Origin of the sequence: Asaia astilbis JCM 15831, from assembly GCF_000613845.1 — a bacterium.
GTDB classification, from domain to species: Bacteria; Pseudomonadota; Alphaproteobacteria; order Acetobacterales; family Acetobacteraceae; genus Asaia; species Asaia astilbis.
Window position 1 is genome coordinate 35,016 of sequence record NZ_BAJT01000019.1, and the last position, 13,216, is coordinate 48,231.

The following is a 13,216-nucleotide window of genomic DNA, read 5'->3' on the forward strand; positions in this document are numbered from 1 at the left end:
AAGCCAGGGGATACCTCAGCGCTCTTCGCGATAACCGCGATGACGATCTTGATAGAAGCAGGTTCATGGCGGATCTACTTTGACAAGCTCTCACAATTCGACGGGGCGCTGAGGCTCCTCGCACTTCAAGACGTGCGGTTCGAAAATGCGCTGTTCGATGTTTGAGGAAGTATGTGCCTTGCTACGGATGTAGTCATTCCGCCCGGATTTGCATTTGACCTAGAGGTTATCGCTGTGAGGCCGTCATCCTCGGCGTGCCCCGGACAATCTTGTCTCGCCGCGCGTTAAAACACTTGGAAGGACACTTCAAAAACCGTTTTCAAGCATGCGTGGCTGCGCAGAATGCGCTGCTGATCGTCTCATTCGTGGTCACGACGGTCTCACTCAGGAGCCATTCCGGACGTGCCGTATCGAGATCGTAGACAGGCACAACCATGCCTTCTCGTGCTGTGATGGTAAGCGCTGCCTGCTCGGCGATTTCTGCGCCGCGTTCGATCAGCATGGCGTCGCATTCAGGAAGGGCGCCCGGGTCGACACGGGTGATGAGGTTGGCGAGCTGTCGAGAGACCTGACGCAACCACTCCACTGCCGGATCCGGCGCGAGAACCAGAATGGTGTTGCCTGTTCCCAGAGCCATTCCAACTGCATGCAGCAAGGCTGGCCAGCTCTCGCATGCGCAAAGAACGACGCCTTTCGGGCGGAGGCTGTAGCGGTTGGTTTCACCCAGAGCGCCCGGCAGGTCGAGGGTGAGCCCACACAGGGCATGGCCAATGACAGTGCGGACTTTTCTGGCTGAGGGCGGGTCGCGCGGTTCCAGAAACGACAGGAAGGCACGTGCCGCCGAGGGGGCAAGGGCCTCTGGCGCGGCAGTGAGTGGGCAAAGAGCGCCATGCATCAGACGCGGAAGGATCAGCGGCCCCCCGAGTTTCGGTCCGCAGCCGGAAAGCCCTCTCCCACCGAAAGGCTGTGAGCCGATGGTCGCGCCGATAATCGGGCGATTGATATAGATATTCCCGGCTTTGATACGGCTTGTCGTGCGCCTGATTGTGTCTCGTAGACGGCTTTGCACGCCAAAGGTCAGGGCGTATCCGGTCGCATTCAATGCGTCGATCACGCCATCCAGTTCGTGTCGGGCGTAGCGTCTTATATGAAGAACCGGGCCGAAAACTTCGGAGCCGATATCGGCCACACGGCCGATCTCGATCAGGGTCGGGGCGATGAAATGGCCCTGCAGGGTCTCGGCCTGCAGATCGGGCTGCCACACGCGATACCCGGCTCGCCGCATACGATCGATGTGATCTTCAACAAGACCGCGAGCATTCGCTGAAATGACCGGTCCCATATCACAGTGTAGCTGGTCGGGGGCGCCAACATAGCGTTCGCGTATCGCCGCCTGCAGGCGTTCGATCAACGCGTCCGCTCCCTCATCCTGTACCAGAAGCACACGGAGGGAGGCGCTGCGTTGACCGGCGCTGTCGAATGCGGAGTGGACGATATCGGTTACAGCCTGACGAGGGCAGATCGAGCTGTCCACGAGCATGGCATTCTGCCGTTCGTATCAGCCAGGAGCGGCACAGGTTGTCCTGTCCGTCCAGTTCGGCCCAGCAATTCGCGGCTGATTGTTTTCGCGACGGCGGAAGATCCCGTGAAAAGAACACCGTCGATGCGTGAATCGGCAACCAGAGAGGCCCCGACATTGCCTTCGCCGGGCAGAAGCTGCAGGGCCGTTGGAGGAAGGCCAACCTGCAGGAACAGCTCGAGCAGACGAGCCGCGACCAGAGGCGTTTCTTCCGAGGGCTTTGCGATGACCGCGTTTCCTCCGGCAAGGGAAACGGCGATCTGCCCGGTGAAGTTTGCGAGAGGGAAATTCCACGGGCTGATACACAGGATCGTGCCAAGCGGGGCGCCTGTCAGCCCTCTTGTATCGAGCTCCCGCAATTGTGCGGCATAATAGCGCAGGGAGTTCACGGCCTCGCAGATTTCGTCTGCGGCATTGGCCAGCGTTTTGCCAGCCTCACGAACGAGCAGGGCCAGAAGCGTCGTCTGATCCTGCTCCAGCGCGTCTGCCATGCGGTCCAGACAGGCGGCGCGCGCTTCAGCGTCGGTGCGACGCCAGATCTGGTCGGTTTCTGCAGCATTGAGCGCAGCATCGATATCGCGCGGGCGAGCATGAACGACAATGCCGACACGGTCGTCATGGGCAGCCGGATTGCAGACCGATCGGGGGCGCCCTTCCAGTATCGGCATGGCAGGGCCGGTCGGCAGGGCCTGATAGGCGCGCAACGTTTCAGGCAAGCTCGTGGCGAGATGGTCCAGAACGAGGATGTCTGTCAGATCCAGTCTGGTTGCAGCCCTGCGTTCTGGCAGCGAGAGGTCGCTGGGCAAGGGGATCTCAGGGCTTGGCATGCCGTGCGGCAGAGAGGCGCGTGTCAGGACAACCGGATCGGCAGTCAGGGTTTCGAGAGAAACTGATTTGTCTGCGGCCTGATTGATGAAGGAAGTCGTCGTTCCTGCTTCCATCAGTCGTTTTACCAGATAGGCGCCGAGGCGGGTGTCTGGACCGAGAGGGGTCAGAATACGGCAGGCCATCCTCTGTCGAGAGAGTTGCACCAGAGGGGCGTAGACGGTTTCTCCTACGCCATGACGACATCCGAATTCATAGAGGCCCGGTGCGGAGGGCTCGGCCATTGCGATGATCGTGGCGATGGTGCGGGCATTATGGGTGGCAAATTGGGGGTAGAGGGCGTCAAGCGCGTCCAGCATGCGTTTTGCGCAGGCGATATAGCTGACATCGCTATGATTTTTGCGCGTATAGACCGGATAGTCGCGCGTCATCTCGGTCTGGCTTTGCCGTATTTCCTGCTCCCAGTAATCGCCTTTGACCAGACGCAGGGCGATGCGGCGTTCTGTCTCGTGACCGAGTGCGATCAGATGCTCGATGACCGGTAAGGCACGTTTGTCATAAGCCTGCACGGTGAAACCGAGGCCGTTCCAGCCCGCGAGTTCTGGATGACGGCAGAGCGCATCGAATAGATCGAGACAGAGGTCGAGCGTATCGCTGGTTTCCGCATCGAAGATCAGGATGATGTTGGCGGCTTTGGCCCGCAACGCCAGTTCGACCAGAAAGACGTGTAGTTCTTCCGTGACCCGTGCCTGTTGCGACAGCTCGAGACGGGGGTGCAGTGACGAGAGCCTGAGCGAAAGCGAAGGGCGTTCTGTCAAAGTCTGGCCGCGAGCAAACCGGCCCAGTGTGTCCGTCATGAAAAGCGCTTCATGACGGGCGCGATCGGCATCTTCTGCTGTCTGTGCCGTTTCGTTGAGCGCGGCATAGGCAAAACTGAAGCCCTGGTTCTCTGCTCTGCGCGCACGTTTGAGCGCCTGAACCAAAGTATCCGCCGGAACGAACTGATCGCCCATCATACGGATCGCTTTTTCGACGCCATGCCGGATAAGCGGTGCGCCGCTCTTCATGGCCAGACTGCGCAATCCACCTGAAACGGCATGAAACCGCGACGAGGTGGACATCGCCCAGCTTGCAAGATTGAGGAAGAGAGGGTGATCGCGCCCGCGATGATGCAGCCAGGCGCCCTGGCCGATCTGCTCACGGATCAGCGCGTCGCGGGTCGCAGCATCAGGGATGCGGAGCAGCGCCTCGGCAAGACAAAGCAGAGCCTTTCCCTCAGGCGAACCGAGTGGAAAAGCCTGCATCATGGTTTCGACGCCGTCTGTCTCGGCGTTTTCCCTCAGATGTCTGGCGAGAGACAGGGCCTGTTCTGCACTCTGCTCGACCAGAGCATCGTTGAGTGTCGCGCTTGTCAGGAGGGGGGCAAGGGCCTCGGCTTCCGGAAGGCGGCCCGCCAGCGCAATGGCTTCCCGAGAGGGAAGGCGCGCAGGACGCGAGAGCAGGAAGCGGGAAAACGGTGTCATGCTGTCTCAGTCGCGCAGGAACCAGAAAAAACCAGATTAGGCGACGGGGAGGGTTCCGTGAACCTGCGGGCGTTACGGATCGGTGATTCGATCAAAGGGGTTTAGGCCGAAGGGAGAGACGAGTGACCCGGGTCAGACTGGCTTTTCCCTGATCAGCGTCCCGCCTGGTCACGGGAACGCCGATCAGCAGCGTCGCCTGACAGCGCCGCGATCAGGAAAAAAACCGCACGTTACGCTCTTCAATCCTGAGGTCGCGGAGCGCGGCCGCGAATTTTTCGAAGTGAGGCGTCTTCAGATGGGCGTCAAAAGCCTGGCGCCCCGTATAGACCTCATGAAGAACGATGATGTCCGAGGCGTCCTGTTGCCTGAGGACATCGAAGCTCAGACAGCCTTCCTCATCGGCAAGCGAGCGGTCGCTGTCGTAGCGGCAGATTTCGAGAAAGGCGTCGTAGCTTTCGGCCGGAGCAGCAAATTCCGCGATGACCGTGAAGTGCTGTGACATGTCGTCAAATCCCTTTCGTTTCCAGAATTGACTTTTCAGACCCATTCCTGCCAAGAGTAAACACCGATTCACGGGAGAGACCGGACACATTTTCCGGCGCCGAAGGAGCAACCGCCCCGGAAACTCTCAGGCAAAAGGACCGCGATCGGCTGGAACTTCTGGAGAGAGGCATCCCTGTGGGATGTCCGCCGACGGGATAGCGATCTCAGGCAAAGGCGACAGAAGGGGCGACGATCTTTACTCGCTTCCTGCTTCCAGGGGACACCGCCCTTTGTCCGACTCCCTTTTGTTTACGCCCCTCAATGATCTGCATCTCGAGCTAGGCGCCCGCATGGTGCCTTTCGCAGGCTATTCCATGCCGCTGCAATATCCTGCCGGGCTTATGGCCGAGCATCTGCACACGCGACGCAGCGCCGGTCTGTTCGACGTGTCTCATATGGGACAGCTGCGGATCACCGCGCGCAGCGGCGTGCTCGAAGACGCAGCGCTTGCTCTCGAATCGCTGATCCCTGTCGATCTGGCCGGACTGGGCGCCAATCGCCAGCGCTACGGATTTCTGACCAATGAGAAGGGCGGAATTCGCGATGATCTGATGGTTGCCAATATGGGTGACTGGCTGTTCGTCGTCGTCAATGCGTCTTGCAAGGCAGCCGATACCGCTTTGATGCAAGAAGCCCTCGGCGACCGCATCGCGATCGAGACTTTGGCTGACCGTGCGCTTCTCGCTCTTCAGGGGCCAGAAGCCGTTCATGTTCTGGCCGATCTCTGTCCTGAAGCGGCTGAGATGCGCTTCATGGATGCCATTGAGGCCGATCTCGATGGCGTGCGCTGCACGGTGACGCGCTCGGGCTATACGGGTGAAGACGGCTACGAGATCGGGATTCCGGCAGAGCATGCAGAGCAGATCGCGCGTGCCCTTCTGGCCGATGAGCGCGTGCTGCCGATCGGTCTGGGTGCTCGTGACAGCCTGCGTCTCGAATCAGGCCTGTGCCTCTATGGCAACGATCTCGACGAGACCACGACCCCGGTTGAGGCGTCTCTCGGCTGGGCCATGCAGAAGAGTCGTCGCGAGGGCGGCTCCCGCGCCGGGGGCTATCCCGGTGCTGACATCATTATGGCGCAGACCCGCGAGGGCGCGTCGCGTCTGCGTGTCGGTCTGGCGGCAGAGGGGCGCGCTCCTGTGCGAGGCGGTACCGAGCTTTTTGCCGATGCCGAGGGTGCCGAAAAAGTCGGTGTGGTGACATCCGGCGCTTTCGGCCCGAGCGTGAATGCGCCTGTTGCCATGGGATATGTCGCCAAGGATCACGCTGCGCTCGGCACCACGCTTTATGGCGCCTTGCGCGGCAAGTTCGTTCCGGTTCAGGTGCGCGCGCTGCCTTTCGTTCCCCCCGGTTTCAAACGCTGAAAACCGTCTATCAGAGAAAGACCTGGTCATGAGCACCACCTATTACACCCCGTCCCATGAATGGATCCGTCTCGACGGTGACATCGCGACTGTCGGTATTACCGGTCACGCGGCTGAAGAACTGGGCGAACTGGTTTTTGTCGAAGCCAAGGACGAGGGCACCGAAGTGTCTCAGGGCGACGCAGCGGCCGTTGTCGAGTCCGTCAAGGCTGCTTCCGATATTTACGCTCCGGTGAGTGGCGTGCTGGCTGGCTGCAACACACGTCTTATGGACGAACCGACGCTGGTCGGGGCCGATCCGGAAGGCGAAGGCTGGATCTTCAAATTGCGCGTGTCCGACTCAGCCCAGCTTGAGGCCCTGCTCGACGCCGATGCTTACAAGGCGTCGCTCTGACCTGACCGAAAGGCGGCGAGCAGCGCCGCTTTTTTCTTTCTTCAGTCCCGACGAGGATTTGCCGAGACGTGACCCGTAACGCCCCCCTCTGGCCAGCCCAGCAGGCCGATCAATTTGTTTCCCGCCATAACGGGCCGCGCCCCGGTGAGGTTGTCGCCATGCTCGAGACGCTTGGCGTTTCAAGCATCGATGCGCTGATCGAACAGACCGTGCCGGCTGCCATTCTCGATCGCAAGGCATCGGGTGTCGGTCCGGCTCTGACAGAGAGCGAAGCACTGGTGCGTCTGAAGCAGATCGCCAGCCGCAATGTGGTCATGCAGTCCATGATCGGGCAGGGATATCACGGCACGGTTCTGCCTCCGGTGATCCAGCGTAATATTCTGGAAAACCCGGCCTGGTACACGGCTTATACGCCCTATCAGCCTGAGATCAGCCAGGGTCGTCTCGAAGCGCTTCTGAACTTCCAGACGCTGGTTTGCGATCTGACCGGGCTCGATATTGCAAATGCCTCGCTGCTCGATGAAGCGACGGCCTGCGCCGAGGCGATGGCGCTTGCCCAGCGTAATGCAAAGACAAAGAGCACCAGTTTCTTTGTCGATTCCGACACGCATCCACAAACACTTGCTGTTTTGCGCACCCGGGCCGAGCCGCTTGGCTGGACCATTGAGGTCGGAAATCCAGAAACCGATCTGGATGCGTCCACCGTGTTCGGCGCGCTGCTCTCCTATCCCGGCAGCTCGGGGGAGATCCGCGATTTCCGCAGTGTGATCGAAGCACTTCATGCCAAGGGCGCCATTGCGGCACTGACTTGCGATCCGCTGGCGCTGGTTCTGCTCGAAGCTCCCGGCAAGCTCGGGGCGGATATTGCCATCGGGTCGATGCAGCGTTTTGGCGTACCGATGGGTTTCGGTGGCCCGCATGCCGGTTTCATGGCCGTTCGGGACGCCTTCAAGCGGACCATGCCCGGTCGTCTCGTCGGTGTATCCCGCGACAGCCGTGGCGCACCCGCCTATCGTCTGGCCCTTCAGACGCGCGAGCAGCATATCCGTCGCGAAAAGGCGACGTCGAACATCTGCACTGCGCAGGTACTTCTGGCGGTCATCGCCTCGATGTATGCTGTTTATCACGGTCCGGAAGGACTTCGCGCCATTGCCCAGCGCGTGAACGCTTCGCGTCCATTCTCGCCGGGGGCCTTCTTGAGCTGGCGGTGAAGGTCGAGACGAGCATCTTCTTCGACACCATCACGATTAACGCCGGTGCCTCTGCGGCTCTCGTGTTGGAGCGCGCGCGCAAAGTAGGAATCAATCTGCGCGATGCAGGCGATGGCCGTCTGGGCATTTCCTGCGATGAAACTACGCAGCCCGAACACATCAAGGCGCTGTGGCGCTGCGTGTCTCCTGACGATGCTCGTCTGGCGGCGCTCGAGGCGAAGCTCGATGGTGCAAGCACCATTCCGGCTTCTTTACAGCGTAGCGGGGCCTTCCTGACGGCTGCGGTCTTCCACGCTCACCGCTCCGAAACCGATCTGCTGCGCTATATGCGTCGCCTGTCGGATATGGATCTGGCGCTGGACCGCACCATGATTCCGCTCGGCTCCTGCACCATGAAGCTGAACGCAACCGCCGAGATGATCCCCATCACCTGGCCGGAATTCGGAGCGCTCCATCCCTTCGCGCCAGCTGACCAGACGGAAGGCTATCACGAGCTGTTCGCGATCCTTGAGCACGCGCTATGCGCTGTCAGCGGGTACGATGCAGTGTCACTCCAGCCCAATTCCGGGGCTCAGGGTGAATATGCCGGGCTGCTCGCCATCCGTGGCTATCATCAGGCCAATGGTCAGAGCGAGCGTGATGTCTGTCTGATCCCGGCCTCGGCGCACGGCACGAACCCCGCTTCCGCCCAGATGGTCGGAATGCGCGTGGTCGTGACGGCCTGCGATGCTGCCGGCAATGTCGATCTGGAAGATTTGCGCAAGAAAATTGCCCAGCATGAAGGCCGTATCGCAGCGCTGATGTTGACCTACCCGTCTACGCATGGCGTGTTCGAAGAAGCGGTGGTGGAGATCTGCGATCTCGTTCACGAGGCTGGCGGTCAGGTCTATCTCGATGGGGCGAACATGAACGCGCAGGTCGGGCTTGCCCGTCCGGGTCTTTATGGCGCCGATGTCTCGCATTTCAATCTGCACAAGACGTTCTGCATTCCGCATGGCGGCGGCGGGCCGGGCATGGGGCCGATCGGGGTCAAGGCCCATCTTGCACCGCATCTGCCAGTCGTCCCGAGAAGGGTGATGCCCTTGCCGTCTCGGCAGCGCCTTTCGGTTCAGCATCGATCCTGCCGATCTCGGTCGCCTATGTGCTGATGATGGGCGATGACGGGCTGCGTGAGGCGACCGAAATGGCGATCCTCAATGCAAATTACATCGCCGCCCGTCTCGAAGGGCATTATCCCGTGCTCTATCGCGGCAGCAATGGTCGTACAGCCCATGAATGCATCATCGATCTGCGCCCCCTCAAGGATGCAGTCGGTGTCACAGTGGACGATATCGCCAAGCGTCTGATCGATCATGGCTTCCATGCACCAACGGTCAGTTTCCCGGTTGCGGGAACGTTCATGATCGAACCGACCGAGTCCGAGGGCAAGGCAGAGCTCGACCGTTTCTGCGACGCGATGATTGCCATCCGTCAGGAAATTGCAGCAATCGAAACAGGCGCCATCGCGATGGATGCCAGCCCGCTGCGTCATGCCCCCCATAGCGTTGCCGATCTGGCAGGCGAGTGGGACCGTGCTTATGACCGTATGCAAGGGTGCTTCCCGAACGGTCATGACCGCGTGAAGTATTTTGCGCCGGTCAACCGGATCGATAATGCCTGGGGTGACCGCAATCTGGTCTGCTCCTGCCCGGACATCTCCACTTACGCTGAAGCAGCGGAGTAAGAACGGACCTCCTGTCTCTTTACGGGGCAGGGGGATCCTCTTTTTCTGTAGAAAAAGAGGCAAAAAAACTTCTCATTTCAAAAAATTCTGAAAAGCGGTCGCGCCTGCCGCGTAGCTAATAATCAAGAGTTTTTGGTTCTTTTTCTCAAAAAAAGAACACTCACTTCGCATCCTGACGCACATGAACCAGACGCCTGAGTCAGCTCGACCAGCTTTTGCGGCGTCATGCGCACTGACGCGGTGATCGATCCGGCGGCGGGGATGATCTCCTCGAATTGCAGAAGCGATTCATCGCAATAAACAGGCAACGGAGCAGGTAGACCGAAAGGACAGACGCCTCCCACGGGATGGCTTGTCATTTCGAGCACGGCTTCAGGCCCCAGAAATCGGGGTTTTCCGCCCAAAACTTCGCGGGCGCGTCGATTGTCGAGACGCGCTGTGCCCGCCATGACGACCAGAACGATCCGCCCCCCAACATCGACGCAGAGCGTTTTGGCGATCTGGTCCGGCGCGACCTTGTGTACGGCAGCGGCTTCAAGAACGGTCGCCGTGCTGAGCCCGTCATCGATGATCGCAAGGTCAGGGGCGAGACGGGTCAGTTCCTGGCGGACAGAATCGAGGCTCATGGCAGGGTCAGCGTCTGATGAGGATGTAATTGATCGTCAGATCAATATCGAAATGGTCGCCCCTCATGTCGGGGGGCACAGGCGGCAGGCGTGCGCCCTGGAACATTCCGGTTGTGGCGGCATCGAGCGAATACGATCCTGATTGTCCGGTCAGACGAACCGATTTCACATGGCCTGTGCGGTCGAGCACGACATGGACCGAGGAGGGGCCGTCCTCTCCATTTTTGATGGCGTCTTCGGGATAATAGAGATGCGCGCGGATCCAGCGATCGATTTCGCTGCCATAATCGTCGCTCACGCCCCGGATCGTATTATGCGTCATAAAGGGCGCGTTGATCTGCCCGTTGGTCGACAGGGGGCCGAGTGACATGTCGATGGGCGCGCCTGACCCGCCGCGACGGCCGCGCTGGCGTCGGGGTGTCGAGGGGGCTTCGCCGAAATCGAGCGTCGTCATATTGGCAAACGGATTGTCGGATTGCTTCGGCGTCGCTCGTCGGCTCGACCGGCGGCTGTGGGGACGCGTCTGGGTCTGCTTGCCCGATTTGGGAATGCCAGGGCTCACCGGGCGATCCGTCGGGGTCTTGGGGATCTCGGTAGAGGGGCCATCGGGAACAGGCGGCGCAGCAGGAGCGTCGGTGTCGGGACCGCAGGGGTCGGGGTCGATTCCTGCTCGTTTGGTTGCTGTTCCTGCTCGGTCTCCGTGCTGCTCGCCGAGGGCGAGTCATGGCTGGTCGAGGGCTTTGCCTCACCCCCCGGCTTGTCTTCATGAGGCCCTGCCATGCCGCTTTTTGAGGGCGGCGCGAACATCATCTCGACTTGTGGCTGCTCCATCCCCTCCGGCGTGCCGTGAGCATGACGCGCGCTTTCATAGATCAGCAGGGCAATCAGCAGGGCATGAGCGATGGCTGAGGCGATCAGCACCGCGGTGACGCCGGAATCTTCCAGAATCTGCGGACGGATCAGCGACGCACCAGCCGGCTTGAGGTCTGGTTCCGACGCCGTTCTCGGCTCGTAATGGGTAAGTCGTGTCCGGCTTCCGGGCATGGCGGGCATTGCCCGCACGGAGGCTGCGGTCGGTGCGTAAAGCAACGGCTCGTTTCGCGTCCGTTTTTCGCCCGGGCGTGGGGCGGAGGCCTCACCGGGAGGGGGCGGAGCCGGATCGACGGGCTGGGTGCGTTTCAGAAGAACACCTGTAGAGAATCAGAACACACGCCACCACGGTATCGGGCAGGCAACGAACTCTGCATAACGACACGATCTGGCACTTGTTGCTATCATGACATCGGACCCATCCCTTTGCCAAGCATGCGAAAGGCTTGCGAGAAACAGAAGAGGAAAATCCTGTGACGGAAGACGCCGCTCTCTATGCCTGTCTCAAGCAGGATCCGGACCTCATTTCTGCGATCGATCGTATCGGACCGTGCCGTCTCAGGGGTTCTGACGGCAAGACGCCTTATCAGGCCCTGTTTCGGGCGATTGTCGGGCAGCAGCTCCACGGACGGGCGGCTGAAGCCATTCTGGGGCGTGTCTGTGCTCTGACAGGTACCGGCATTCCCGAGCCGGCGGATTTTTTATCCCAGCCCGAAGAGACGCTGAGGCTTTGCGGTTTGTCGGCGGCCAAACTGCACGCTTTGCGGGGGCTGGCCGAGGCGCGTCTGAGTGGGATCGTCCCCGATCCTGAAGAGGCTGCTCGCCTGAGCGATGACGAGCTGATTCTCCGTCTGGTGGCTTTGCGCGGCATCGGTCGCTGGACGGTGGAGATGTTGCTCATTTTTACATTAAATCGGGGTGATGTTTTGCCGGTCGATGATTTTGCCGTGCGGGCGGGGTGGCAGAAGCTCAAGGGGCTCGATCAGCCCCCCAAGCCAGCCTTTTTGCGGAAAGAAGGCGCATGCTTTGCGCCTTACCGCTCGGCGCTCGCCTGGTATCTCTGGCGCCTCTCTGAAGAAGGCAAGACGATCAAGAACGCGCTGACAGGCTGATCAGGATTCGAGCGCGCCTTGAACCTTTAATTGTCTGAAAGGTCAGGGATCAGAGAGAGCAGGTAGTGCAGACCGGGTGTGATGGCCGAGAGGGGAACGCGCTCATTGAGACCGTGACTGAAATCGTCAGAGGCTTTCATGAAGATCGGACTGGCGCCGTAGGAGGGGATCCCTTTCTGACGAAACCACATGCTGTCGCTTGCCCCTGAACTCATGCTCGGAAAGACCGACACATTCGGGAAAGCCTGATGCGTCGCGCGGGCGATGGCCATTGTGAAAGGACCGTCCAGAGGCGAGGGCTGGGTCTCGACCGAGCCTTCGCTCCGGTCCGTGATGCGTACCGAGGGGTTGTCGATGACGGCCGTGAGTTCATGGATGATGTCTGAGCGCGAATGCCCGGGAAAGATGCGGCAGTTGATGTTGGCATCGGCACTTTGGGGGAGGGCGTTGAGCGCATGGCCGCCTTTGATCATGGTGACGACGCAGGTCGTCCCGATCGCGCCGACCAGAGAGGGTTCCGCCCGCAGGGTCGCGACGGCCTCGGCATTATCGGGGGCTTCGGCAAAAACGCGCATTGCCGAGGCCAGTCTTGGGGTGGTGAAGCGCGCAGCATTCAGAAAATAGCTGCGTGTCAAAGCGTTCAGCTCGGGCCTGAAGGAATGGGCCTGTATCTTGAGCAGGGCCTGCGCCAGAGTGGTGATGGGGTTGCGTGCGCGTGGTTCCGAAGAATGTCCGCCCGGATCCGATGTCGTCAGGTCGAAATCAGCATAGGTCTTTTCAGCTCCGGACCAGGCGTAGAAGAGCGGTCTGCCTGTCTCTTCGTCCAGAGTGCCGCCCCCGACGTCGAGATTGAGCACCTGGCTCGCGTCCTTTAGCTTGTTGGCCAGAATCCGACCCGTTTTCATGGTCGTTTCCTCGTCGCCCGAGAGCGCGAGGACGATTCCGCGATGAGGTCTGAAGCCATGCTGATGCAGGTGGATGAGCGCCGTGATCGCAAGGGCATTGCTCATCTTCATGTCAGAAGCTCCACGACCGTAGAGATAACCGTCCTCTACCGCCGGAGTGAAGGGATCGCGCGTCCAGTCCGATGGGCTGGCGGCCACGACATCCATGTGCCCCATGATGACGAGCGGCTTGAGCGACGCATCCTCGCCGGGCCAATGCAGGGTCATATAAGCGGTATCATCGATGCGCGTGATCGTGATGGCCTCAAGCGGAAAGCCGCCTTCGATCAGGGCTTTTCTGTAAAGCTCGGCGACACCTGGCGTCTGGTTTTTCGGGCCTGCGGCGGAGTTCAGGGCGATCGAGGATTCCGCCAGAGTCAGTGCCTGCAATCCCTCCTGCGTAAGTGAAGGAAGGTGGCTGGCCAGTGCAGAACAGACAGAACCGGTCGAAAGCAGCATGAGGAGCGCGGCACGTTTGATCATGAGGCGGAACCTTGTCGCT

At 60.4% G+C, this 13,216-nt stretch carries 10 protein-coding genes, 1 pseudogene and 1 riboswitch; of the genes and pseudogenes, 4 read left to right on the top strand and 7 right to left on the bottom strand.

Annotated elements, in window-relative coordinates; all coding sequences use genetic code 11:
- Positions 1–319: 319 nt before the first annotated feature.
- The 3 genes from JCM15831_RS23430 to JCM15831_RS19125 all read right to left on the bottom strand — a co-directional run bounded on the left by JCM15831_RS23430 (position 320) and on the right by JCM15831_RS19125 (position 4,429).
- Positions 320–1,540 carry an aldehyde dehydrogenase family protein gene (locus JCM15831_RS23430; protein ID WP_051528532.1) on the bottom strand — a complete coding sequence of 407 codons (1,221 nt, stop codon included), beginning with the start codon at positions 1,538–1,540 and terminating at the stop codon, positions 320–322.
- A complete protein-coding gene (locus JCM15831_RS19120; protein WP_051528533.1) occupies positions 1,501–3,927 on the bottom strand; it encodes a proline dehydrogenase family protein in 2,427 nt (808 codons plus the stop codon). Before JCM15831_RS19120 ends, JCM15831_RS23430 begins: the two co-directional genes overlap by 40 nt.
- Before the next feature lie 211 nt (positions 3,928–4,138).
- The gene (locus JCM15831_RS19125) at positions 4,139–4,429 is read right to left on the bottom strand and encodes a putative quinol monooxygenase (RefSeq protein ID WP_035774565.1); all 291 of its coding nucleotides are present in this window, start codon (positions 4,427–4,429) and stop codon (positions 4,139–4,141) included.
- Positions 4,430–4,490: 61 nt separating this feature from the next.
- A riboswitch (glycine riboswitch) is annotated at positions 4,491–4,581 on the top strand.
- Positions 4,582–4,700: 119 nt separating this feature from the next.
- On the opposite strand from JCM15831_RS19125, the gene gcvT reads away from it, so the two are divergent.
- The 3 genes and pseudogenes from gcvT (at position 4,701) to gcvP (ending at position 9,162) form a co-directional block, all read left to right on the top strand.
- On the top strand, positions 4,701–5,834 hold the full coding sequence (gcvT, locus tag JCM15831_RS13280; protein WP_025824641.1) for a glycine cleavage system aminomethyltransferase GcvT: 1,134 nt from the start codon (positions 4,701–4,703) through the stop codon (positions 5,832–5,834).
- Between the two features lie 28 nt (positions 5,835–5,862).
- Positions 5,863–6,228, top strand: coding sequence for a glycine cleavage system protein GcvH (gene gcvH, locus JCM15831_RS13285; protein ID WP_025824642.1), 366 nt, complete (start codon positions 5,863–5,865; stop codon positions 6,226–6,228).
- Positions 6,229–6,296: 68 nt separating this feature from the next.
- Positions 6,297–9,162 (top strand): annotated as a pseudogene (gene gcvP, locus JCM15831_RS19130) (aminomethyl-transferring glycine dehydrogenase).
- Between the two features lie 122 nt (positions 9,163–9,284).
- On the opposite strand, the gene JCM15831_RS13295 reads toward gcvP, so the two are convergent.
- From JCM15831_RS13295 to JCM15831_RS23015, 3 genes are read right to left on the bottom strand one after another with little or no spacing between them, the layout of a single operon-like run.
- Entirely contained in the window at positions 9,285–9,788 is a 504-nt protein-coding gene (locus JCM15831_RS13295) for a YbaK/EbsC family protein (RefSeq protein ID WP_025824643.1), read from the bottom strand.
- Between the two features lie 7 nt (positions 9,789–9,795).
- Positions 9,796–10,350: an energy transducer TonB gene (locus JCM15831_RS23010; RefSeq protein ID WP_232228199.1), complete on the bottom strand. Its 555-nt coding sequence runs from the start codon at positions 10,348–10,350 to the stop codon at positions 9,796–9,798.
- Positions 10,347–10,877, bottom strand: coding sequence for a hypothetical protein (locus JCM15831_RS23015; protein ID WP_232228200.1), 531 nt, complete (start codon positions 10,875–10,877; stop codon positions 10,347–10,349). The genes JCM15831_RS23010 and JCM15831_RS23015 overlap by 4 nt, the downstream gene beginning before the upstream one ends.
- Positions 10,878–11,131: 254 nt before the next feature.
- On the opposite strand from JCM15831_RS23015, the gene JCM15831_RS13305 reads away from it, so the two are divergent.
- Positions 11,132–11,770: a DNA-3-methyladenine glycosylase family protein gene (locus JCM15831_RS13305; protein WP_025824644.1), complete on the top strand. Its 639-nt coding sequence runs from the start codon at positions 11,132–11,134 to the stop codon at positions 11,768–11,770.
- A 26-nt stretch (positions 11,771–11,796) separates the two neighbouring features.
- Here JCM15831_RS13305 and JCM15831_RS13310 read toward each other — a convergent pair whose 3' ends face one another.
- Positions 11,797–13,197 (bottom strand): M20/M25/M40 family metallo-hydrolase, encoded by a 1,401-nt coding sequence (locus JCM15831_RS13310; protein WP_025824645.1) that lies wholly within the window; start codon positions 13,195–13,197, stop codon positions 11,797–11,799.
- Positions 13,198–13,216 lie beyond the last annotated feature (19 nt).